The sequence below is a fragment of the Alcanivorax sp. S6407 genome (assembly GCF_023016115.1).
Taxonomy (GTDB): Bacteria; Pseudomonadota; Gammaproteobacteria; order Pseudomonadales; family Alcanivoracaceae; genus Alcanivorax.
This window is the reverse complement of sequence record NZ_JALKBH010000009.1, coordinates 90,286-113,209: the sequence shown is the minus strand read 5'-3', so window position 1 is coordinate 113,209 and position 22,924 is coordinate 90,286. Positions and strand designations below refer to the sequence as shown.

General features: G+C 58.3%; 23 protein-coding genes. 20 read left to right on the top strand and 3 right to left on the bottom strand.

Annotation, left to right across the window (positions count from 1 at the left end; translation table 11 throughout):
- The 11 genes from tuf to MWU49_RS16410 all read left to right on the top strand — a co-directional run.
- On the top strand, window positions 1-1,134 hold a 1,134-nt coding region (gene tuf / locus MWU49_RS16460; RefSeq protein WP_246974407.1), incomplete at its 5' end, for an elongation factor Tu.
- 512 nt (window positions 1,135-1,646) lie between these two features.
- The gene (locus MWU49_RS16455) at window positions 1,647-2,960 is read left to right on the top strand and encodes a UDP-glucose/GDP-mannose dehydrogenase family protein (RefSeq protein ID WP_246974405.1); all 1,314 of its coding nucleotides are present in this window, start codon (window positions 1,647-1,649) and stop codon (window positions 2,958-2,960) included.
- 6 nt (window positions 2,961-2,966) lie between these two features.
- Window positions 2,967-4,433, top strand: coding sequence for a glycosyltransferase (locus tag MWU49_RS16450; protein WP_246974403.1), 1,467 nt, complete (start codon window positions 2,967-2,969; stop codon window positions 4,431-4,433).
- A 51-nt stretch (window positions 4,434-4,484) separates the two neighbouring features.
- Window positions 4,485-5,621: a PilZ domain-containing protein gene (locus tag MWU49_RS16445; RefSeq protein ID WP_246974401.1), complete on the top strand. Its 1,137-nt coding sequence runs from the start codon at window positions 4,485-4,487 to the stop codon at window positions 5,619-5,621.
- Complete coding sequence (locus tag MWU49_RS16440) at window positions 5,603-6,949, top strand: sel1 repeat family protein (protein WP_246974399.1); 1,347 nt, start codon at window positions 5,603-5,605, stop codon at window positions 6,947-6,949. Before MWU49_RS16445 ends, MWU49_RS16440 begins: the two co-directional genes overlap by 19 nt.
- On the top strand, window positions 6,930-8,309 hold the full coding sequence (locus MWU49_RS16435; protein WP_246974397.1) for an alginate export family protein: 1,380 nt from the start codon (window positions 6,930-6,932) through the stop codon (window positions 8,307-8,309). The genes MWU49_RS16440 and MWU49_RS16435 overlap by 20 nt, the downstream gene beginning before the upstream one ends.
- Window positions 8,310-8,311: 2 nt before the next feature.
- Window positions 8,312-9,730 (top strand): MBOAT family O-acyltransferase, encoded by a 1,419-nt coding sequence (locus MWU49_RS16430; protein WP_246974395.1) that lies wholly within the window; start codon window positions 8,312-8,314, stop codon window positions 9,728-9,730.
- A 12-nt stretch (window positions 9,731-9,742) separates the two neighbouring features.
- On the top strand, window positions 9,743-10,882 hold the full coding sequence (locus MWU49_RS16425; RefSeq protein WP_246974393.1) for an alginate O-acetyltransferase: 1,140 nt from the start codon (window positions 9,743-9,745) through the stop codon (window positions 10,880-10,882).
- Window positions 10,815-11,444 (top strand): alginate O-acetyltransferase AlgF, encoded by a 630-nt coding sequence (locus MWU49_RS16420; protein WP_246974391.1) that lies wholly within the window; start codon window positions 10,815-10,817, stop codon window positions 11,442-11,444. The genes MWU49_RS16425 and MWU49_RS16420 overlap by 68 nt, the downstream gene beginning before the upstream one ends.
- Window positions 11,422-12,888, top strand: a complete 1,467-nt coding sequence (locus MWU49_RS16415; RefSeq protein ID WP_246974389.1) for an alginate biosynthesis protein AlgX — start codon at window positions 11,422-11,424, stop codon at window positions 12,886-12,888. The genes MWU49_RS16420 and MWU49_RS16415 overlap by 23 nt, the downstream gene beginning before the upstream one ends.
- Window positions 12,876-13,946: a polysaccharide lyase gene (locus MWU49_RS16410; protein ID WP_246974386.1), complete on the top strand. Its 1,071-nt coding sequence runs from the start codon at window positions 12,876-12,878 to the stop codon at window positions 13,944-13,946. Before MWU49_RS16415 ends, MWU49_RS16410 begins: the two co-directional genes overlap by 13 nt.
- Here MWU49_RS16410 and MWU49_RS16405 read toward each other — a convergent pair.
- Genes MWU49_RS16405 through MWU49_RS16395 form a run of 3 tightly spaced genes read right to left on the bottom strand, consistent with a single transcriptional unit; the run spans window position 13,903 to window position 17,992 of the window.
- On the bottom strand, window positions 13,903-15,198 hold the full coding sequence (locus MWU49_RS16405; RefSeq protein WP_246974383.1) for a right-handed parallel beta-helix repeat-containing protein: 1,296 nt from the start codon (window positions 15,196-15,198) through the stop codon (window positions 13,903-13,905). The two genes, MWU49_RS16410 and MWU49_RS16405, sit on opposite strands and share 44 nt — an antisense overlap.
- Window positions 15,198-16,562 carry a phosphomannomutase CpsG gene (locus MWU49_RS16400; protein WP_246974381.1) on the bottom strand — a complete coding sequence of 455 codons (1,365 nt, stop codon included), beginning with the start codon at window positions 16,560-16,562 and terminating at the stop codon, window positions 15,198-15,200. Before MWU49_RS16400 ends, MWU49_RS16405 begins: the two co-directional genes overlap by 1 nt.
- Window positions 16,559-17,992 (bottom strand): mannose-1-phosphate guanylyltransferase/mannose-6-phosphate isomerase, encoded by a 1,434-nt coding sequence (locus MWU49_RS16395; protein WP_246974379.1) that lies wholly within the window; start codon window positions 17,990-17,992, stop codon window positions 16,559-16,561. The genes MWU49_RS16400 and MWU49_RS16395 overlap by 4 nt, the downstream gene beginning before the upstream one ends.
- Window positions 17,993-18,392: 400 nt before the next feature.
- On the opposite strand from MWU49_RS16395, the gene rpsJ reads away from it, so the two are divergent.
- Genes rpsJ through rplP form a run of 9 tightly spaced genes read left to right on the top strand, consistent with a single transcriptional unit; the run spans window position 18,393 to window position 22,921 of the window.
- The gene (gene rpsJ, locus MWU49_RS16390) at window positions 18,393-18,704 is read left to right on the top strand and encodes a 30S ribosomal protein S10 (protein WP_022986497.1); all 312 of its coding nucleotides are present in this window, start codon (window positions 18,393-18,395) and stop codon (window positions 18,702-18,704) included.
- A 45-nt stretch (window positions 18,705-18,749) separates the two neighbouring features.
- On the top strand, window positions 18,750-19,385 hold the full coding sequence (gene rplC, locus MWU49_RS16385) for a 50S ribosomal protein L3 (protein ID WP_246974376.1): 636 nt from the start codon (window positions 18,750-18,752) through the stop codon (window positions 19,383-19,385).
- A 14-nt stretch (window positions 19,386-19,399) separates the two neighbouring features.
- Complete coding sequence (gene rplD, locus MWU49_RS16380; RefSeq protein ID WP_035234251.1) at window positions 19,400-20,002, top strand: 50S ribosomal protein L4; 603 nt, start codon at window positions 19,400-19,402, stop codon at window positions 20,000-20,002.
- Window positions 19,999-20,295, top strand: a complete 297-nt coding sequence (gene rplW / locus MWU49_RS16375; protein ID WP_246974375.1) for a 50S ribosomal protein L23 — start codon at window positions 19,999-20,001, stop codon at window positions 20,293-20,295. The genes rplD and rplW overlap by 4 nt, the downstream gene beginning before the upstream one ends.
- Before the next feature lie 18 nt (window positions 20,296-20,313).
- Complete coding sequence (gene rplB, locus MWU49_RS16370; RefSeq protein WP_246974373.1) at window positions 20,314-21,138, top strand: 50S ribosomal protein L2; 825 nt, start codon at window positions 20,314-20,316, stop codon at window positions 21,136-21,138.
- A 22-nt stretch (window positions 21,139-21,160) separates the two neighbouring features.
- The gene (gene rpsS, locus MWU49_RS16365; protein WP_246974371.1) at window positions 21,161-21,436 is read left to right on the top strand and encodes a 30S ribosomal protein S19; all 276 of its coding nucleotides are present in this window, start codon (window positions 21,161-21,163) and stop codon (window positions 21,434-21,436) included.
- Window positions 21,437-21,446: 10 nt separating this feature from the next.
- Window positions 21,447-21,791 (top strand): 50S ribosomal protein L22, encoded by a 345-nt coding sequence (rplV, locus tag MWU49_RS16360; protein WP_153502326.1) that lies wholly within the window; start codon window positions 21,447-21,449, stop codon window positions 21,789-21,791.
- A 4-nt stretch (window positions 21,792-21,795) separates the two neighbouring features.
- The gene (gene rpsC / locus MWU49_RS16355) at window positions 21,796-22,494 is read left to right on the top strand and encodes a 30S ribosomal protein S3 (protein WP_246974369.1); all 699 of its coding nucleotides are present in this window, start codon (window positions 21,796-21,798) and stop codon (window positions 22,492-22,494) included.
- Between the two features lie 13 nt (window positions 22,495-22,507).
- Window positions 22,508-22,921, top strand: coding sequence for a 50S ribosomal protein L16 (gene rplP, locus MWU49_RS16350; protein ID WP_035234261.1), 414 nt, complete (start codon window positions 22,508-22,510; stop codon window positions 22,919-22,921).
- The last annotated feature ends 3 nt before the right edge of the window (window positions 22,922-22,924 follow it).

Sequence of the window (22,924 nt, the reverse complement as noted above, 5' to 3'; positions counted from 1 at the left end):
CACGTTGACCATGGTAAAACCACTCTGACCGCTGCGCTGACTCGCGTATGTGCGGAAGTATGGGGCGGCTCTGCCGTTGCCTTCGACGGTATCGATAACGCTCCGGAAGAGCGTGAGCGTGGTATCACCATCGCTACCTCTCACGTAGAGTACGATTCCCCGACTCGTCACTACGCCCACGTAGACTGCCCCGGGCACGCTGATTATGTGAAAAACATGATCACCGGTGCTGCCCAGATGGACGGCGCTATCCTGGTATGTTCCGCAGCTGATGGCCCGATGCCGCAGACTCGCGAGCACATCCTGCTGTCCCGTCAGGTAGGCGTACCTTACATCGTTGTGTTCCTGAACAAAGCGGACATGGTTGACGATGAAGAGCTGCTCGAGCTGGTAGAAATGGAAATCCGTGAGCTGCTGAGCGACTACGATTTCCCGGGCGACGACACTCCGATCATCAAGGGTTCTGCCCTGAAGGCTCTGGAAGGCGACACCAGCGACATCGGTATGCCGGCTGTACAGAAGCTGGTAGAGACCCTGGACGAGTACATCCCGGAGCCGGAGCGTGCCGTAGATCAGCCGTTCCTGATGCCGATCGAAGACGTATTCTCCATCTCTGGTCGCGGTACTGTAGTAACCGGCCGTGTAGAGCGTGGCATCATCAAGGTGGGCGAGGAAATCGAGATCGTGGGTATCCACGACACCACCAAGACCACCTGTACCGGTGTGGAAATGTTCCGCAAGCTGCTGGACGAAGGCCGCGCTGGTGAGAACGTTGGTGTTCTGCTGCGTGGTACCAAGCGTGACGAAGTAGAGCGTGGTCAGGTTCTGGCCAAGCCGGGTTCCATCAACCCGCACACCAAGTTCGTTGCCGAGGTATACGTACTGAGCAAGGACGAAGGTGGCCGTCACACCCCGTTCTTCAACGGTTACCGTCCGCAGTTCTACTTCCGTACCACCGACGTAACCGGTGCTTGCACCCTGCCGGAAGGTACTGAAATGGTAATGCCGGGCGACAACGTTCAGATGGACGTTGAGCTGATCGCTCCGATCGCTATGGAAGACGGTCTGCGCTTCGCTATCCGCGAAGGTGGCCGTACCGTTGGCGCCGGCGTGGTAGCCAAGATCACCGAGTAATTCGTTACCCGGTATCAGAAAAAGGGTCGCTTCGGCGGCCCTTTTTTGTAGCCGCTCGATGGCCGCTCTGCGGCTGCAACACGCTTCACGCAACACGTGACACGTAAAACCGGGACTGCCGCCCTGTGGGAGTGGTTGCCGGGTGCGAACTAATTCGCTGTCTGCGCTATTCACCTGCCGGTCACAGCTGAGGTGTTGTTGTCCTTCCCGCTGCTCTTGTGGTGGTAATTGAATTTGCCTATCACCTTTCTGGATAGCCCTTCTTTTTCCTGTGACCTGGTTCGCGAAAGCATCGACAAACCATGCAATTTTGTTTTGTGCCCTAGCCGTTTGTACTAGTTGTTATTATGGAAAATGCATCTCCTTGTACCTGATCTCGTAAAACCTGCTAGTAAGTCAGTTCTGTTTTAGTGTTACCCCTCTACACATTTCTCTTTATCAGGCGTTAGATGGCTCTCACGGATTGAGTCATTTATTGCGGCTGGAAAGCTGCACGTTAATGGGGAAAGGGAATGTCCACTATCTCAATTTTTGGACTGGGCTATGTTGGCGCAGTCTGCACCGCCTGCTTCGCGAAAAAGGGTCATACCGTCATTGGTATGGATGTCAGTGAGGGCAAGGTCGCCCAGGTCCAGCGTGGCGAATCGCCAATCGTGGAAGACCAGCTTGGCGAGCTGTTATCGGAAGGAGTCCAGGCTGGTCGTATTACTGCCACCACCGATGCAAAACAGGCAGTGGCTGACAGTGATGTCTCGTTTGTCTGTGTTGGTACGCCCAGTGATGAAAGCGGATTCCTTAATACCCGTTATCTGAAAGCGGTATGCGAAGACATCGGCCAGGCACTGCGCAACAAGGATGATGTGCATCTGGTAGTAATCCGCAGCACGGTGCTACCGGGGCTGGTCCGCGGAGAGCTGCTGCCGATTCTCGAACAGGCTTCCGGCAAAACTGCCGGGGTCGATTTCCTGCTGGCGGTAAATCCGGAGTTTCTCCGGGAGTCCACCGCGATCTACGATTTTTTCAACCCGCCGATGACTGTGGTGGGCGGTATGAATGAAGATGCGTCGGATGCTCTGGCCGCCCTTTACGAAGGGTTGGATGCGCCGCTGGTAAAAATGGCGCTGGAAGAAGCAGAGCTGGTCAAATACGCCTGTAACTCCTGGCATGCCACCAAGGTGTCGTTTGCCAATGAGATCGGCAATATTGCCAAGCAGGCGGGCGTAGACGGGCGCCGGGTGATGGAAGTGGTCTGCATGGACAACAAGCTGAACCTGTCCAGCTACTACATGAAACCGGGCTTTGCCTACGGTGGCTCATGTTTGCCCAAGGATGTACGCGCGCTGAACGCCTGGTGTGCCAAAGTGTCTCTGCCGTCACCGCTGCTGGCGTCCCTGTCCAGCAGTAACGATAACCAGGTCGAGCGTGCCATGACCATGATCCGTGAATCGGGCATGAAAAAAATCGGCATGCTGGGACTCAGCTTCAAGCCCGGCACGGATGACCTGCGCGAAAGTCCGCTGGTAAGCCTGGCTGCCCGTCTGGTAGCTGAGGGTTATCAGCTGGCCATTTACGACACCAATGTGAGCTATGCCAGCAATCACAGCCCGGTGGCCGAGCAGCTATGGAGCAGCTACGGCGAACTGTTCAAGTGCCTGGTGGACGACATGGATCAGCTGGTGGATGACAGCGAAGTCGTGGTGGTCGGTCATGCCATCCCGACATTCAAAGCGGTTGCCGATACCGTCAACAGTGGTCGTTTGCTGATTGATCTGTGTGGCTATCTGCCCGGTGTTTCCAGCGAAGATCGTCAGGGCATCTGCTGGTAAGCGGCCATGAAAAACCTCGGGGAATGGCTGTTGTGGCTATCCGTGGTGATGGGGTTGGCACTACTGATCGATCCCGCCTATCTGGATAGCGATGACCGCAAATTCATCTTGCTGATTGGCGCGATCGGGCTGTGGCGCTACTCCATTGGCGGCATGCACCTGTTGCGAGGCATCTGGTTTATGCGGGTGCGGTTTCCTGCCATGCGCAGGATCATCGCCCGCAACCCGGAAGCCTATGCGCCGAGTCATGTCTATCTTGTGGTTACCAGCTTCCGCATTCCGGCGGATACCACCTGGAATGTGTATGCCAGTGTGTTTCGTGAAGCGGTGAATTGCGGGACGCCGGCCACGGTGGTGGTGTCCATCGTAGAACGAGCAGATGAAAACCTGATCCGCCAGTGTCATCGGGAGTTCGATCCACAAGGGTGCGTCAAGCTGATCATCTGCCGTGCCCGGGGCACCGGCAAACGCGATGGGTTGGCTCTGGCCTTCCGGGCGGTGAGCCGCACCATGCCAGACCGCAATGCGGTGGTCGGGGTGGTTGATGGCGATACCATGCTGGCGCCGGATTGTGTCCGTGATTCGGTGTGTTTCTTCGGGTTGCTTCCCAATCTGGGCGGGCTGACTACGAATGAGCAGTGCGTGGTACGCGGCAGTCGCATCATGCGCGACTGGCACACCATGCGTTTTGCCCAACGCCACCTGAACATGTGTTCCATGGCGCTGTCGCACAGAGTGCTGACCATGACCGGGCGCATGTCATTTTTCCGTGCCGCGGTACTGACCGCGCCGGAGTTTATTGCCGACGTGGAATCGGATCACCTGGAGCACTGGCGACTGGGCAAATTTCGCTTTCTCACCGGGGATGACAAGTCCAGCTGGAACTCACTGATGACGTTGGGCTGGGATACATTTTACGTGCCCGATGCCCACACCCTGACCGTGGAGCATCCGCCCCATCACCGTTTTGTGCCCGCCACCTTACAGTTGATGTTCCGCTGGTACGGTAATTCACTGCGCCAGAATCTGCGCGCCACGCGCCTGGGTTGGCGGCGTCTGGGGCTGTTCACCACTTTCGTGCTGTATGACCAGCGCATCAGCATGTGGACTTGCCTGATTGGCCTGACCGCGGCGTTGATGATGGCGTCGATGCAGAACTGGCAACTGTTTGTGGTGTACCTGTTCTGGATTTCGCTATCGCGCACCTTTGTCGCGATGCTGCTCAGAGTCACCTGCCATCCAGTAGGTCCCCTGTATCCGGTACTGCTGTATTACAACCAGGTAGTGGGTTCACTGGTGAAGATCTTTGCCCTGTTCCATCTCGACCGGCAAAGCTGGACACGCCAGAAAACCAAGTTGTCCGTTCAGAATGCAGGCTTTGATGCGGCCTTCAATCGCATCAGCTCAAAAACCATGTTGTTTTCGGCTGGGAGCCTGTTTGTGTGTTTGATGATGCTGCTTACCGGCGGCTAAACGCAGTGTCCGACTGATTGGGGAACGGACGCTGCCATGGAGGGAAGGATCATGGAAGAGAAAAAGGTTCGTCAGGTGCATGAGTCTCAGGAAGAGCGCCAACATGTACGAGTGAAGCTGCAGGGGAATCTGCGGCTGAGAATGCAGAGCCCGGTGAAGGGAATCTTTTCCCTGGAGGATGTCTCGCTGGGCGGTCTGTCTTTTATTGCCGGTCAGGTCAACCTGACCCCGGGCACCCTCTGCCACGGGGAAATTGTGTTTCGTCTCGGGCGCGCCAACCTGTCCATGCCGGTGAGCTTCAAGGTCATCTACTTGCAGGACGGAAGTCAGCGTGTGGGCGGTCAGTACACCGTGATTGATCAGCAGAACACCGATCTGCTGCGCTTGTTGATCAGTAACTATCTGGCCGGGGAGCTCACCGAGCTGGATGACGTGATTGATAACATGAAGCGCGAAAACTACGTAGCGACGCGCAAGAACAAGCAGCAGCCGGCGGCGCGCACCCTGTGGGATCGTACCCGTGCCATGTTCGGTAGTGTGTTGTTCTTTATTGCCGGTCTGCTGGCGTTTCTGGTGGTGGCCTGGAAGCTCTACCAGCATGCCTTCATGACCCACGCCGATGATGCCTGGGTTTCGCTGCCGGGCAAGACCGTACTGATGCCGGAAAACGGCTATGTGCAACTATTGCTGCCGGAAGGCACCACTCGGGTAGAGCAGGGTCAGCCGCTGTTGACGGTGTCTTCGCGGCTGGTGACCCGCCTCAACAACGGTGTCCTGCTGGATGATCTGGATCCGGACAAGGTCCGTGCCCTGGTGGATGCGGCGGTGTTCGACGTGACGCTGAACAGTCCTTGTGATTGTGAGATTGCCGAGCTACTGGTCAGGGACGGCGAGTTTGTGCACAAGGAAAGCGTGTTGATGAAGCTGGTGGATCCGCGTGGATCGGCCACCATCACCGCGTTGTTTGATGGCAGGGCCGATGCGCTGGATGCAGCCGTTGGTGATGAGGTGACGGTGCGCTATCTGGATGGGGAGACCGATGCCAGTGCCACCATTACCCAGCTGGTCAGGGATGAAGAAAGTGGTTTGCTGCGTATGCAGATCAGCGGCCAGCGTGAGCTGCCGTCCTCAGCCCAGAACCAGCCTGTCAGTGTTACGGTGCATCCCGCATGGCTTCCCGTCCTCTGATCTTCTGCCTGACTGTCGCGTTGTCAGCATGCCAGATGCCCGCGGATACCAGCACCGCGCGCTATCTGCTTGCCCAGGGCAACACCTCGCAGGCCCGTGAGCAGCTACGGGAACTGGCGGAAGCGGGGGATGCGGCGGCCCAGGTGGAATACGGCAAACTGCTGGCAGGGGATCAGGGCGCAGACCCGGCCGAGGCTCTGCAGTGGTATCAGCGTGCCTGGCGGCAGCATGACTATCGTGCCGGTCCGGCCAGCTTACGCCTCTTCAAGCGCTATCAGGGCAGTCTGGCATTCGGTGAAACCCGGGCCCGTGAACTGTTGGCGCCGCTGCGTCCGCGGGAGAGTCAGGAAGATCTGCAGCTGGCCCTGGATGTTGTCGTGCTGTATCCCGGCGCTGCTTCGGACGAACAGTGGCAGCGCTGGCTGCGACTATATCGCCGCAGTTGTGTGGTGGACTGCTACTTCGATACTTACGCAGGACGTTATGCCCAGCATCGTGGCGCGTTCGGCCAGGCCGAAATGCTCTATGGCAAGGCGCTGCATCGTGATCCACGAGCGGTGGAGTATCTGCAGGACATGCTCTGGAATAACGGCCAGCCGGAGCGCTTTGTCGAGCTGATGCAGAACCTGGAGGGAGATGTGTCGCTGGATGGCGCCTTCTGCCTGAGAGTGGCCACGCTGATCAAGGCCAATGCCACCAGCGCGGAACATGATCCCTCGGTAATGCGCTGGCTGCAACGCGCGGCGGACAATGGTGAGCCCGTCGCCCTGTCCGAGCAGCTTCGCTACATGCTGTCCTGGCCTGACTTTTATTCCCATCAGGAATTTACCGCCAAGCTGGCGGAACTGATGCCCAGGGATCCTGCGGTTGCCAGGTACTACCGGGCCCAGGGGGATCTGCAGTCGTTGTGGTATGCGCTCCGTCCGGAACGTGCCAGGGATGATCTCGAAACGCTGGTTGAACAGGGAATGTCCCAGGCGTTGATGCCGTTGGGGACGCTTTACGAGAGCGGTTTTCTGGGGGAGGCCGATATGGAAAAGGCGGTGATGTACTACACCCGCGCGGCAGAAGCCGGTATTGCCCGGGGGGACGAGGCGTTGTCGAGCCTTTATCTGAGCGGGCGTGGCGTGATGCGTAACCCGATAAAGGCTTACGCCCACAAGGAGGCCAGCAAGGTGCTGTTGCCCAGGACCGCCCGGGAAGAGAGCGATGAACGCCTGGCCCTGCCTGATACTCTCTTGCCTGCCGGCGAACAGGCGGCCCGCAAACTGGTTGAGCAGCGTCGTCGCTGGTTGGAGGAGCAGTTCCATGTCGCGATTACTCACTAGGATTGCGGGGCTGTTACTGGTGGCGCAGTGCCTGCCGGGCATAGCGGCTACGTTGCCCATCCACACCTATGATCAGCGGTTGTACTTCAGTGCCGGCGAGTCACCGGATTACCAGAAGCTGTATCTCGATGACCAGACTGAGCCGAATGGCCTGCTGCGTTACGAGCCACGCTATTACTGGCGCAGTGGCGACACCGAGTGGCACCGCTGGGATGCACAGCTGCGTGCCAAGATGCTGGTGGCAGTGGGTCGCCCCAGCAGCTTACAGGCCGACGAGAATGGTCAGATTCGTGAGGATGAGCATTACGCTGAATTACGCGATGCCTGGATTCGCCGGCGCATGTTGTTCGGCTCGCCATCGTTATCACTGGCCCTTGGCCGGCAGTCCTTCAAGGATGAAGAAGGGGTGATCTGGGACCTGCCTCTGGAAAGTATCAATCTGGATTACCGCTCCAGTCTGTGGCGCGCCCACTTGGTCGCGGGCCAGCAATTCGCCACGTTTCGTTCAGATGGTTCCGAACTGGATCCGCGCGATGAAGATATCTTCCGGGTGCTGGCCGGGGTGGGAAAGCAGTGGATGCCGGGGCACTGGTGGGATCTGCAGCTGCACTATCAGGATGACTACTCTGGCAGACAGGTGGAGACCCTGGAGGATTTGCTGGATGTAAGGGATTTTACCGGGTACTGGGCGGGGGCGAGATTGCATGGCGAAGGGGGCCATGCGCCGGCTCTGGGCTACACCGTCAACGGCCTGTTTCAGGAAGGGGATCTGACCCGCTACGTCATTGATGAGGTCGAAGGCCTGGTCACCAGCGAAGACAAGGTGCAGGGCTATTTCCTCCAGGGGGAGGTATACGGTCGTGTCGACAGCTGGGGCTGGCGCCCCGCGCTGGGGCTCCGTGCCGCCACCACGGATGAGCCTGATTACCTGGTCAATGATGGTTATTTCCAGACCAGGGTGCAGAGTAATCGCCGTCCCGGGGTAGCGGACCTGTCTACGGGCGTGCTGGGTGACCTGCTCGATTTCGAAATGAAAAATCTGGCTTATGCGGCGGCCTGGTATCGGCAGCAGCTTTGGCCTCGTGCGGATCTGGAAGTGCTTGCTGGATCCGTGCAGCGGCTCAATACCTCGGTACGGGTGAACAGCCTGATCAGCAATCCGCAGGTAGAGGGTGAGGCGCATTTGGGGGATGTGGTGAATGTGGCGCTGGGCTGGCGTTCATTCCCGCTTGCCGTGTCCGAGCGACGGCAGATGCAGTTGTCTGCCCGGCTCAGCTTTTCGGTGTTTGACATGGGGGATGCCTATCAAAGGCCGGAACAGATTCATCAGATCCTGTTTGTTATCGCAGGGAGGTGGTAACGATGGTCTTTTCATCCAATTTGTTCGTCTTTCTTTTCCTGCCGTTATTTCTGGCGGCATATTATCTGACGCCGGGACGCTGGCGGAACTGGACTATTCTGCTGGGCAGCTATCTGTTCTATGCGTGGTGGCGGCCTGACTTTCTGTTGTTGTTTGTGGCGATCACGCTGTGGAACTACGTTTTTGCCCTGGCGATACAGAAATATCGTGAGCATCCACGTTGCTTCTACTGGTTGGTGGTCGGGGTGGCAGGGGATCTGGCTGCACTTGGCTATTTCAAGTACACCAACTTCGGCGTGGACAGTATCAGTGCCCTGATGGTGTCTGTGGGGCTCAATCCCTTCTATCTGGAAACCATCATCCTGCCGTTGGGGATCTCCTTCTATACCTTCCAGGCGCTGGCCTACCTGGTGGATGTGTATCGGGGCGATGCCAAGCCCACGCGCAGCTTTATCAACTTTGCCGCGTTCATTTCCTTTTTCCCGCAGTTGATCGCCGGTCCGATTCTGCGTTACCGGAATCTGGAGAGACAGTTCGAGAAACGTACCCATTCCATGGAGCTGTTCTCGCTGGGTGCCAGCCGTTTCCTGCTGGGCTTTATCAAGAAGGTATTGATCGCCGACAGCATTGCTCCGGTGGCCGCCTACCTGATGGCTGCACCGGAGCCGGGCTTTGTGGACAGTGTCTTCGCCGTGGTGCTGTCTACCCTGCAACTGTATTTCGATTTCTCCGGCTACTCTGACATGGCCATTGGGCTGGGCATGATGATGGGCTTCAAGTTCCAGGAGAACTTCAACCAGCCTTTTGTCTGCCAGAGTGTCACCGAGTTCTGGCAGCGCTGGCATATCACCCTGTCCCAGTGGCTGCGTGACTATCTGTACCGTCCTCTGAAGAAAACCCTGAACTGGCCCATGGCCGCGGCCACCTTTTCCACCCTGACCCTGGCCGGGCTCTGGCACGGTGCGGATCTGGCCTTCGTGCTATGGGGGGCTGCCATTGGCGGGATGATGGTGCTGGAGCGGCGGCTTGGCTGGGTAACCACCATGTCCACGCCGTATTCCCTGTTCCGCAACTACCGGGCCCAGGCGTTCCTGTGGTTTATCTGGCCTTTGTTCCTGGCCGGCAATATTCCCGATGCATGGCGAATGATGTCCGGGCTACTGGGGCTCAATGGCCTTGGCAGTCTGAATAATCTTGCTCTCTATGTGTCGCCGATGACGCTGTTCTTTTGCCTGGTGGCATTTGTCTGGGAGCGCTCTGCGGCTTTTTACAACAAGCGATTTTATCTGGGGCTCGACGAAAGCAATGTGTTCCAGGATGTCAGCAGCTGGCGGGTACCGATTTTGTGGTGCGGTTTTGCGCTGGCGGTGACTCGTTTGTCTGCCGAGTCGTTCTCTCCCTTTTTGTATTTCCAGTTCTGACAGGAGGTCGCCATGATTGCCATGAAAAAAGCGTCCCTGATCAATGGCTGGCTGTTTCTGGTCGCCATTTTCTCCGGGCTGTTATCGTTGCTTTATCCGGTCGGGCACTTCTTTGTCACCGAGCCGGCTGCCTGGGAGCAATTCCGCAAGGGGGAGTTGGTTCGCAAGCTGGAAAGGCATGTGGATGAGGAATTCGTGCTCCGTGAGCCCTCCATCTCCCTGTGGGCGGATGCCAGCTTCCTGTTGTTCCATGCCGGTCGCCCGGGCGTGCTGGTTGGAGAGGAGGACTGGCTGTTCACTCGCGAGGAGTATTATTTCGACCGCAACAGCGAGCAGCGTCTGGCCAGCAATCTGAATCAGCTGGTGATGACCGTCTGTGCGCTTGAGGAGCTGGGCAAGCAGGTGCTGCTGGTGCCGGTTCCGGCCAAGCGTCGTCTCTATTCCCAGTGGAGTCAGCGGCCTGTGTCCACAGCCATGGACTCGCTGTACCAGCAAATTACAGCGTCCTTGAGTGCAGCCCGCATTCCCTGGCTGGATACTCTGCCGCTAATGCAGCGTGCCGCCAATGAGGATGCGGTGTTCATGCGTACTGATACGCACTGGAGTCCCCGCGGGGCTGAGGTGGTGGCGCAGGGGGTGGCCTCGACTCTGGCGATCCCTGCTACACATCAATACCAGACCCGGGAAGTGGCGGTGGAGTCCTGGGAAGGGGATCTGTTGCGTTACCTGCCAACCAGTGACGGCATAGGCCCTGAGCGTCATGAGCCCTTGCCCCGCTACGAGACGGCGGCCATTGACCAGGCCCAGGATGCTGCCGCCCTGCTGGGCGATGACATGCCGCCGGTGGCATTGGTGGGAACCAGCTACAGCGCCATGGATGAGTGGCATTTCCCCGGTTTTCTGCGTCAGCAGCTGGGCGAGGACGTCCTGGTCTACGCACTGGAAGCCGAGGGACCTTTTGCAGCCATGCGAGAGTTTATCAACGGGCCCGCCGCCAGGGATGAGCGGGTGAAATATGTGCTCTGGGAAGTGCCGGAGCGGGCACTGATTCAATCAATGGATCCGATTGTGGAAGGGGAACATCATGCGTGTATGGCTCATGCTTCTCACCATGCTGGCGAGTTTGCCGGTGTGGGCAGCGCAGGACGGTAACGAAGGCCTCTATGAAATGGCGGCACCGCCGGACTCGGCTTTTGTCCGGGTGGTGAACGTCACCGAAGGTCAGGCGGCCATTGCCATGGATGACTGGCGTCAGTCGCTGTCACCGGGGCAGGCGGGCGATTATCTTTATCGCCCGGCGGGCGCGGTTCAGTTGCAGGTCAATGGCAAGCCGTTCAGCTTCGATTTTGGCAAGCGCTCGGTGCAGACCCTGGTGTTTGACGGCACATCACTGGTGCCCCATCAGGACACCTATTTCAACAGTCGCCTCAAGGCCTTGCTGGTGATGTATAACCTGAGTGCCCAGCCTGCCACCCTGCAGACCAGTAATGGTGCGGTGAATGTGATTGGGCCGTTGCTGGCGGGAAGTAGCAGCGAGCGCGAAATCAACGGCGTCAAGGTGTCCCTGCGTGTGGCACTGGACAGTGGCGCCGAGCTTCCCCTGGAGGAAGTCGTGCTGCAGCGCGGACGGGTCTACACCGTGCTGGTGACCCCGGGCAACGGCGGGATAGAGGCCCGCCTGGAGGAAACCCATGTGGCTACGACGACTCCCTGACATTGCCCGCTGGGCGCTGCTATGCCTGTGTCTTTGCTGGCAGGGCAGTGCCTGGGCTGCACAAGCGGAACCGCGGCAGAATGACGCGGGAGGAGACGCGACTCAACAACGTGACATCATGCGCGGAGCCTTCCTGCAGCCGCCATTTACCTGTGAGGCGCTGTCCGATCCGGCGACTTATGCCGAAGGCACCATGAAAACCATGAGTCAGCTGATCGCCGGCGAGCCCTACTGGTTCTTTCGAAGCGATGTGGATCTGCAGCAGTCGTTTCCCCTCGATGCGGCAAGCCAGAAAGCCTTTGCCGAATTGGTGGACCGGCTGGCCCAGCGTGGAGTCAAGCTGGTGGTGATGCTGCAGCCCACCCGCGGCCTGATGCATGCGGATGCGCTGGTATCTCCCTGGAAAGAGCAATATTCACTGGCGGCGGCGCGACAGTCGTTCCTGGAAAAGGCACAGACACTGCGTGCGTTGGGCGCCGTGGTGGCCGATATGGAGCCGGTGCTCACCGCTGATCATGAGCAGGAATATTTCTTCCGCCGTGATCACCACTGGACGCCCTATGGTGCAGATGTCAGCGCCCGGCAGGTGGCCGAAGCGATGCAGGCGGAACCTGGTATCAACGACTTGCCTGAAGTCGCCTTTGAAACCCGGCCGGATATTCTGCTGCGCAAGATGGGAACCATGAATGTGGCGGTGGGAATCGTCTGTGGCAATACCTACAGTTTTCAGTGGGTGCGAAGCAGTCTCACTGTGCCGAAGGATGACACGGCCAGCGCCGACGCCCTGTTTGGAGATGTAGCCGCACCCGCCATTGCCCTGGTTGGGACCAGTAACTCCGACAACCGGGAAGACCGCTACAAGAACTACAATTTCCAGGGCTTTCTGCAGCAGTACCTGAGCCGGGACGTGGTCAACTTCGCCATGACCGGTGGCGGTGCCACCGGTTCACTGGAGGATCTGTTGCTGTCCGATGCTTACCAGAGTGGTCAGTTCCGTTATCTGATCTGGGAGCTGCCGGTGAGTTATGCGCTGGAAGAGCAGGAAGTGTGGCGGCAGTTGCTGCCGGAGGCCTCTGGCGGCTGTACCGACCAGTCCCTGCTGGCCAGTGCCAAGGTCACCGTGCCCATCTCTAAAGTGGATGAGCGTGTCGAGGTGTTGGCCAACGCAGGACAATACCGAAGGCTGACGGCGGGGCGTCAACATCTGTTGCTGGACATGAACTTTTCGGATAGCAACTTCAAGGAATTCTATGTGCTGGCTTATTACGATGACGGCCAGCGCGAGAAGGTGCGAATTCGACGTCCTGCCCGACTGGATAACGGTCGCTTTATGCTGCGGCTGGATCCGCCAGGGCGGCAAAGCAATCTGCTGTCAGTGCTGCTGGAGTTTGAACAGCCGGTGCCAGCGGCCATGGAAGTGGAGACCTCCCTGTGCGACTACTGACGGGTGTGATGTTGGGAATCATCAGCGGCTGCTCACAGGCATCGCTGGTGCCACTGTTTGATAGTCAGCACTTGGCTGAGGCCAGCCCGGATTCCCGGGCGCTGGCGCGCTGCGAGGCAGAGGCCAGGGGATATCCGCCCTATGCGGGGCCCCTGAAGATGGGTAGCAAATATGACCAGAGTCGGTCCAGCAAGGATACGTTGGACAGGCAGGCCGCCCGTGAGTATCAGCAGCAGGTGGAAGAGATATACGGCTATCTGAGTTTTCTCGGACAAATCACCGAATACATGCGCAAGCCCAGTCCGGCGATCCGGGCGGCTGCGCAGCAGTGTTTTGATCTGGCACTGGAGCCCTGGGCGAAGGCGCAGGCTCTCGGCCAGCGGCAGGCCAGCAAACAGGGTGAAGCGGTACGTAAGTGGTTCCTGTCCTCACTGGCTATCAGCATGATGAAGGCTGAGGCGTTGACAGACTGGCAGCCCAGTGCCGCCCAGCGTGATTGGCTGACGGTGCTGGCGGAGCGGGTTCAGATCCATGCCTCGCCGCGTCGTCAGCGCATGGATCTGTACAACAATCATGATTACTGGTCGTCCTGGGCAGTGATGGCCGCAGCCCTGGTGCTGGATGATCCGCAACGGTTGGCGTGGGCAGAAAAAGGGTATTGGCTGGCGATCCAGCAGATTACGCCGCGCCAGGGGGGTGTGGTGCTGCCGCTGGAGGCGGCCCGGGGTAAACGGGCTGCAGAGTACCATGCCTTCGCCATTACCCCGTTGATTCTGATGGCTGAGGCGGGAACCCGTAACGGGCTGCCTTTATATGAAGGTCAGGGCAAACGGCTGCATGCCCTGGCGAAAGAGGTGGTTCACTTCTGGGCGGAGGACGGAGAGGGTGTTCAGTTTGCCCAGAAGCAAGTGGCCATCGATGATCACAAGATGGCCTGGTGGCCGGTATATGCCCATCGTTTTCCGGATCGCCTGCCGCTGCCGGCAGGCAAGGGGGAGCGCTTTGGCTCCCGCTTTACCGGAGGCTCGCTAGCGGGATTGTGGCAGGCGTCTCGGTAAACGAGATCGCCACTTCCTGATCTCGCAACAGCTTCGGCAACAGGTCGGCTTCCTCGTCGGCCAGGTTGCCAGCCAGATACTTGCCGCGATTACTGCCGTGTCGCAGGCTGATTCCCTTCAGGGCCAGATTCCCCTCGCCACCGGTGTGCAATGCTGCCAGGCGGTTCAGGTGCAGCTCCAGGTTGCTCATGGCGCCGGTGATTTCTTGTCCCTGCGCCGCCTGTACTGAAATGGCATAGCGTTGGTTGTGACTGATGTCGGCATCCTTCACCGTAATCGTCATGCTGCCATCCAGGCGCAAGCCGTCGCTGCCATTGCTGTTCAGGCGCATTGCTTCAAGCAGGGTGGGCGTCTGCTGACGCTGGCTCTTGATCTGGGCACCGTATTCCCGGTTGTTGTGGCTGTTGATTCGGGTCAGGTGGATTGCGCCGCTATGCTCTTCCAGCAGGATGCCGCTGCCGTTGTTGTCCTCCAGTTCGCTGTCCGTCAGGGTGAAGCTGCCGTAGCCGCCCACTCGCAGGCCATGCCCTGCTGAGCGGCTGACCTGAAGTCGTTCGATGCTGGCGGGACTGTTCTGCAGTACCAGGCCCTGCTCGCGGCTGTTATTCACAGTCAGCCCGGAGATGGTGATGCGGCTGCCGGCTTCTGCATCCACGGCGCGATAGAGATTGCTGAACTGGGAGTCGACAATCTGCAGCTGTGCCGGTGCGCCGCGCCCCTGATAGCGGTGGCGGGCCACGCTGACACCGTTGGCGCGATAGTCGGCTCGGCCCAGATCCATTAGTGCGCTGTTGACAATACGGGTAGTCGATCCGCCCCAGCCATGAATAAAACCGCTGTTCTGATTACCATTACTGGAAATGGTGCTGTGCTCGATGACCAGCTCTCCCCGGTTGATCAGGCAGCCGCCGTGAAGGCCTTCAATGAACAGGGTGTTACCGGACAGGGTGAGCCGGGCGCCGGGGCCGATGACCAGCGGGTAATGCAGGGTCCAGCCGGATTCCGTTCGGCTCAGGACTCGTGAACCCAGTTGGCTGGCCAGTTCGGTCAGGGTGTAGGCGCCGCTATTGATGACGATGGCCTGCGGGTGCCCCTGCTGGTAGCGGGCGATCTGCCGGAACAGGCCGTTGGCCGCAAAGGTCTCCAGCGGCCAGTTGCTGGCTTCGTTAGCGTAGATGGGGCTGTGGCGGACGGCCGCCAGAGCGGGCTGCAGCGTCAGGGTCAATAACAGGGTAACCAACAGTATTTTCATCATGCACTCCGCAACAGGGAGCTCAGCTCCCGGGTCTTGCTGGCCAGCAGTTCCGGGTTGGAGCGGGTTTCCACATTGAGCCGTACCAGGGGTTCGGTATTGGAGGCGCGCACATTGAAGCGCCAGTCACTGAACTCCAGGCTGACGCCGTCGGTATTGTCCTGGTTGAGAGCAATGTGGCCGTACTGATCCAGGATCTTGCGCAGGGCTTGAGCGCTGTCCGGTACGGAAAAATTGATCTCTCCGGACACCGGGTAGCGGTTGGCCCGATCTCGCACCAGTGCCGACAGCGTCTGGCCCGAATCGGCCAGCAGCCTGGAGAGGTGCAGCCAGGGCAGGATGCCGGAATCACAATAGTGGAAGTCGCGGAAGTAATGGTGGCCGCTCATTTCGCCGCCATACAGGGCATTATCCTTGCGCATGCGTTCCTTGATGAAGGCATGCCCGGTCTTGCTTTGCATGGGTTGGCCGCCGGCTTCCAGCACCGTATCGATGGTGCTCCAGGTCAGGCGCGGATCGTGAATGATGGTGCTGCCGGGCTGACGGGAGAGCAGGGCATTGGCCAGCAGGCCAATAATGTAATAGCTCTCGACAAAGTCGCCGTGTTCATCAAAGAAAAAGCAGCGGTCAAAGTCGCCATCGAATGCGACTCCGAGTTGCGCACCGTGGTTGATGACTGCCTGGCTGGTCTCAGCCCGGTTTTCCGGTAGCAGCGGGTTGGGTACTCCATTGGGAAAGGTGCCGTCGGGAGTGTCGTGATAGCGGTGCAGTAACGGCTGAATACCTCGTCCCGCCAGGGTATCCATCAGGACATCAAGAGCAGGGCCGATGGCGCCATTGCCGGCATTGCTTACCATGCAGAAGCCATCCAGAGGCTGACAATCCACCAGGTGCAGAAGGTGTTCGATATAAGGCCGTTTGTCGGTTCGGCGCAGGCGGCTGCCGCGCACGCCCAGATCAGGGAAACGGTTCTCGAGCACCCGGTCACGGATTTCGAACAGCCCGGTGTCGCCACTGATGGGGCTGGCTCCACGGCGTACCAGTTTCATGCCGTTGTAGTCAGCCGGGTTGTGGCTGGCAGTAATTTGCACGCCGCCATCAGCTTGATGGTAAACGGTGCCGAAATAGACTTCTTCGGTGCCGCTCAGGCCGATATCCACCACATCGGCGCCTGTGCTCATGATGCCCTCGCAGAGGGCATTGCTCAGGGCGGGAGAGCTGAGGCGCATGTCAGCACCCACTACGATGCGGCTGGCCTTGAGCCAGTCAGCCATGGCCCGGCCGATACGCCAGGCCATGTCTTCATCGAGTTCGTCGCCGATTCTGCCGCGGATGTCGTAGGCCTTGAAGCAGGCCGCGCTCATGGCAGTTGCGCCACTTTTTCGGTGGCGTCCTCACGGTGATAGCGATCGCTGATGCGAATGATGTCGTCCTCACCCAGATAGGTGCCCGACTGGACTTCAATCAGCTCCAGTGGAATACGTCCGGGGTTCTCCAGGGAGTGGACTTCACCAATGGGAATAAAGGTGGACTGGTTTTCGGCTACCAGGAAAGTGCTCTGTCCACAGGTCACCTTGGCGGTACCGGACACCACGATCCAGTGCTCGGCGCGGTGATGGTGCATCTGCACGGACAGCTGCTCCCCGGGTTTCACGGTAATATGCTTGACCTGATAGCGGTTGCCCTTGTCCACCGAGTCGTACTTGCCCCAGGGGCGGTGTACCAGCCGGTGATCCTCGGTTTCGGGACGCTTGCGGGCCTTCAGCGTATCGGTGATGCGCTTGACCTCCTGAGCCTGGCTCTTGTGGGCCACCAGAATGGCATCCGGAGTGTCGACCACCACCAGGTCTTCCACGCCGAGCAGGGCTACCAGACGCTCGTCGCTCATGGCCAGATTATTACTGCTGCCATGGGCGATGATGTCACCACGCAGGTGGTTGCCGTCGCCGTCCTTGTCCAGGTGGTCCCAGAGGGATTGCCAGGAACCAAGATCGTTCCAGAACAGTTCTACCGGTACCACAGCACCGTCACGGGTGTGTTCCATGATGGCGTAATCGATTGACAGGTCCTCGCAGCGGGCAAAGCTGGCTTCATCCAGGCGAACGAAGTCCAGATCGGCCTTGCCCTGTAGCAGGGAGTGGGTGCAGTGAGCGAGCATCTGCGGGTGATGTTCACGCAGTTCCTGCAGGTAGCGCTCGGCGCGGAACAGGAACATACCGCTGTTCCAGAGATAGCCCCCGTCATCCAGGAACTGTTGGGCGGTGGCGGCATCGGGTTTTTCCACAAAGCGCTCAATCAGATGGTGGTCTTCACGGGCTTCACCCATACATATATAGCCATAACCGGTTTCGGCGCGGTCGGGCTGGATGCCGAAGGTGACAAGGAGGCCTTTCTCGGCCGCCTGATAGGCTGCATTGATGGCTGTTTCAAGCGCTTCCGGATTGCGGATGGCGTGATCCGCCGGGCAGACAAAAATTTTGGCATTGGTGTCGCGCTGGCGGGCTTGCAGGGCAGCCAGTGCCACCGCTGGAGCCGTGTTGCGTCCGCAGGGCTCTAGCAGGATATCGGCTTCGATGCCGATGTCATTCAATTGCTCGGCCACCAGGAAGCGGTGCTCCTGGTTGCAAACCACGATGGGGCGGACAGCGCGAAGGTCAGCGGGCATGCGTATTAATGTCGCCTGCAGCATGCTGTACTCACCATTCAGGCGCAGCAATTGTTTCGGGTAGTGCGAACGAGACAGCGGCCAAAGGCGCGAGCCATTGCCGCCAGCAATAATGACTGGAATCAGCATCAGAAATCCCTTCCTTCCTTTTCCAATGAGCCCACAAGCCGGTGAGCGCGGTATACAAGCGTTCCTCACGATCAAACATGCGCTGTGGCTGGCGATTCAGGGAAGGGCAAAGGGGCAGGTTTTACGAAATTCCGCTCCGATGGGTAGTTTGGTAACAACACGAAAGGAGTAATTTTGCGCTATACTCGCCCCTCGCGCGGCTAATTTGCAGTTTGATTGAAATTACCCCTTGCAAAGAGTGGGTGGGCTGTCTATTATTCGCGCCCTGCCTTCGGGCAGTAACCAACCGGGGCATTGTTCCCGGGCTTGTTTTGACACCACGTACCTATCCATGGAGATCAGGTGGGTGGGCTTTTTGCCATATAAATTATGGTTCGAAACAGTCTGGAGTTTGTTAGCTATGGCTAACCAAAGAATCCGCATCCGACTCAAGGCATTTGATCATCGTCTGATCGATCAGTCTGCTCAAGAGATCGTGGATACGGCCAAACGGACAGGCGCGCAGGTAACGGGTCCGATCCCGCTGCCCACGCGTAAAGAGCGTTTTACTGTGCTGATCTCTCCGCACGTAAACAAAGATGCGCGAGATCAGTATGAGATCCGCACTCACAAGCGACTGGTCGACATTGTCGAGCCGACGGATAAAACCGTGGATGCTCTGATGAAGCTTGATCTGGCTGCTGGTGTGGATGTGCAGATCAGCCTGGGTTAACAACGGGCGGGTTAATAACCGCGACAGGTTGTGAAGAGGTAAACAATGGCGATTGGTGTGATCGGTCGAAAATGTGGCATGACTCGCGTGTTCACTGAAGAAGGTGTCAGTGTTCCTGTGACCGTCATCGAGGTGACCCCGAACCGGGTTGCTCAGGTTAAGACCGAAGAATCAGATGGCTATCAGGCCGTGCAGGTAACGGTGGGTGAGCGCCGTGCCAGCCGTGTGACCAAGGCTCAGGCCGGTCACTTTTCCAAGGCTGGTGTCGAAGCAGGTCGTGGCGTTTGGGAATTCCGTGCTGAAGCCGGTGAGCTGCAGGCGGGTTCCGAAGTAACCGTTGAAGGTTTTGAAGCGGGTCAGATGGTTGACGTGACCGGCACCTCCAAGGGTAAGGGTTTTGCTGGCGGCGTTAAGCGCTGGAACTTCAGCACCCAGGACATGACCCACGGTAACTCCTTGTCTCACCGTGCTCCGGGTTCCATTGGTCAGAACCAGACCCCGGGCCGTGTATTCAAAGGCAAGAAGATGGCTGGCCACATGGGTGCTGAGCGCGTGACTACCCAGAATCTGGAAGTGGTGCGTGTGGACGCTGAGAAGAATCTGTTGCTGGTTAAAGGTGCGGTCCCCGGTGCTACCGGTGGTGATGTGATCGTGCGTCTGGCAGTGAAGGCGAAGGCCTGAAAGAGGAATAGAGGATGAATCTCAATACTGCCTCTGGAGGTACCGTTAGCGTTTCCGAAGTCGCCTTCGGCAAGGACTTTAACGAGCCTCTGGTTCATCAGGTTGTAACTGCGTTTCTGGCTGGCGCCCGTCAGGGTTCCAAGGCCCAGAAAAACCGTTCCGATGTGAGTGGTGGTGGTCGCAAGCCGTGGCGTCAGAAGGGCACCGGTCGTGCTCGTGCTGGCACCATCCGCAGCCCGATCTGGCGTGGCGGCGGCAAGACTTTTGCTGCGACCAACCGTGACTTCTCTCAGAAGGTGAACCGCAAGATGTATCGTGGCGCGCTGCAGTGCATCGTGTCCGAGCTGGTTCGCCAGGAGCGTCTGGTTGTTGTTGACGAGTTCACCGTTGACGCGCCCAAGACCAAAGCCGTTGCGGCCAAGCTGAAAGATCTGCAGCTGAGCAATGTGCTGATCGTGACTGATAACGTGGATGAGAACCTGTTCTTGGGTTCCCGCAATCTGCCGAAGGTAGATGTGCGCGACGCTCAAGGCGTTGATCCGGTCAGCCTGATCGCTTTTGAAAAGGTGCTGATCACCGTGCCGGCTCTGAAGAAACTTGAGGAGGCACTGGCATGAATCAAGAGCGTATCCTGACTGTGCTGCGTGCTCCGCACGTTTCTGAAAAAGCGACAGTTAATGCTGACGAAAACGGCACCTTCGTATTCAAGGTTGCCAAAGATGCGAACAAGCTGGAAATCAAGAAGGCTGTCGAAGCCCTTTTTGAAGTGAAGGTTAAGTCTGTTCGTACCGCCAATGTGAAAGGCAAGTCCAAGTTCTTTGGTCGCGTTGCTGGCAAGCGCGCTGACTGGAAGAAGGCCTATGTTTCCCTTGAGGAAGGCCAGGACATTGACTTCCTGGGCGCAGAGTAAGGAAGGGAGTAAGGAATAATGGCGATTGTAAAGTGCAAGCCGACTTCTCCGGGCCGCCGCTTTGTAGTCAAGGTGGTCAACGAAGATCTGCACAAAGGTGCTCCCTACGCGCCTCTGGTAGAAGCCAAGAGCAAGAACGGCGGTCGTAACAACAATGGTCGTATCACTACCCGTCACAAGGGTGGTGGTCACAAGCAGAAGTACCGTGTTATCGACTTCCGTCGTAACAAGGACGGTATCGTAGGCGTGATTGAGCGTCTGGAATATGATCCGAACCGTTCTGCGCACATTGCCCTGGTCAAGTACCTGGATGGTGAGCGTCGCTACATTCTGGCCCCCAAGGGCCTGAAGGCAGAAGACCGTATCCAGTCCGGCGAAGATGCGCCGATCAAGACTGGTAACGCGCTGCCGCTGCGTAACATTCCGCTGGGTTCCACGGTTCATAACGTGGAAATGAAGCCTGGCAAGGGTGGTCAGATCGCACGTTCCGCCGGCACGTCCGCGCAGGTTCTGGCGAAAGATGGTCAGTATGTAACCCTGCGTCTTCGCTCTGGCGAGATGCGCAAGGTTCACACCGACTGCAAGGCGACCCTGGGTGAAGTATCCAACAGTGAGCACAGCTTGCGCTCACTGGGTAAAGCGGGCGCCACGCGCTGGCGGGGTGTTCGTCCCACCGTGCGTGGTGTGGCGATGAACCCGGTAGACCATCCGCATGGTGGTGGTGAAGGGCGTACTTCTGGTGGTCGTCATCCGGTTACCCCCTGGGGTGTACCGACCAAGGGCCACAAGACCCGTACAAACAAGCGCACCTCCAAGATGATTGTGCGCGACCGTCGTAAGTAAGGGATAAAGAGAGGTTCAGGCTGTGCCACGTTCACTCAAAAAAGGTCCTTTTGTGGATCACCACCTGCTGAGCAAGGTGGAAGATGCGGTGGAAGCCGGCTCCCGTAAGCCGATTAAAACCTGGTCCCGTCGCTCCATGATTATTCCGGAGATGGTGGGTCTGACTATTGCTGTTCACAATGGCAAACAGCATGTGCCGGTTATGGTTTCCGAGCACATGGTGGGCCACAAGCTGGGCGAATTCGCCCTGACCCGCACTTACCGCGGGCATGTCGTGGACAAAAAGGCTAAGCGATAAGGTGACAGCCATGGCTACTGAAGTTGCAGCCCGTCTGCGCGGTGCAAGAATTTCGGCTCAGAAAGCACGCCTCGTAGCGGACCAGGTCCGAGGCCTGGAAGTCGAGAAGGCGCTGAATCTTCTGGAATTCAGCCCGAAGAAGGCGGCAAAAATCGTTAAGAAAGTGCTGGAGTCCGCAATTGCAAACGCGGAAAACAACGACGGCGCTGACGTTGACGAGCTGAAGGTATCCACAATCTTTGTGGACGAAGGCATGAGCATGAAGCGTATCCGTCCGCGCGCCAAAGGCCGCGCAGACCGGATCATCAAGCGTACTTGCCACATTACTGTGAAAGTCTCGGAAGGTCAGGAGTAACCAGATGGGTCAGAAAGTTCATCCGGTCGGTATTCGCCTTGGCATCGTTAAAGAGCATAACTCGCTCTGGTATGCCGGACCGAAGTCTTATTCAGACTGCCTGGTTACCGACCTGCAGGTACGTGAGTTCCTGTTCAAGCGTCTGAAGAATGCCTCTGTGAGCCGTATCAAGATCGAGCGTCCGTCCGAAAACGTACGCATCACGATCGCTACCGCTCGCCCGGGCATCGTAATCGGCAAGAAAGGCGAAGATGTCGAGCGCCTGCGTCGCGATGTGGCAGCCAAGATGGGTGTGCCGGTTCATATCAACATCGAGGAAGTGCGCAAGCCCGACCTGGATGCGCGTCTGGTAGGCGACAACGTTGCCGGTCAGCTGGAGCGTCGTGTGATGTTCCGTCGTGCCATGAAGCGTGCCGTGCAGAACGCCATGAAGTCTGGCGCTGAAGGTATCAAGATTCAGCTGTCCGGTCGTCTGGGTGGTGCAGAGATTGCGCGTACCGAATGGTACCGCGAAGGCCGAGTGCCGCTGCACACCTTGCGTGCTGACATCGACTACGCAAGCGTACGTGCTGAGACCACTTACGGCACCATCGGTATCAAGGTGTGGATCTTCCGTGGCGAAGTGCTTGGTGGCATGGAGCAGGTTCAGCAGGAAGAGCAGCAGAAGCAGTCCAAGGGCGCGAAGAAGCGCGGCCGCGGTTAAAGGGTAACGAACGATGTTGCAGCCGAAGCGTACCAAATTCCGGAAAGTTCATAAGGGCCGCAACCGTGGCCTGGCAGAGCGGGGCAGCAAGGTGTCTTTCGGCACCATTGGCCTGCAGGCAACTGGTCGCGGTCGTATCACCGCACGCCAGATCGAAGCCGCCCGTCGTGCCATGACTCGTCACATCAAGCGTGGCGGGAAGATTTGGATCCGGGTATTCCCGGACAAGCCGATCACCCAGAAGCCGCTGGAAGTGCGGATGGGTAAAGGTAAAGGTTCTGTAGAGTATTGGGTTGCCCAGATTCAGCCGGGCAAGATGCTTTACGAAATGGAAGGTGTTTCTGAAGACGTGGCGCGTGAAGCGTTCCGTCTGGCCGCTGCCAAGCTGCCGGTAAGCACCCGTGTCGTAACTCGGACGGTGATGTAAGCC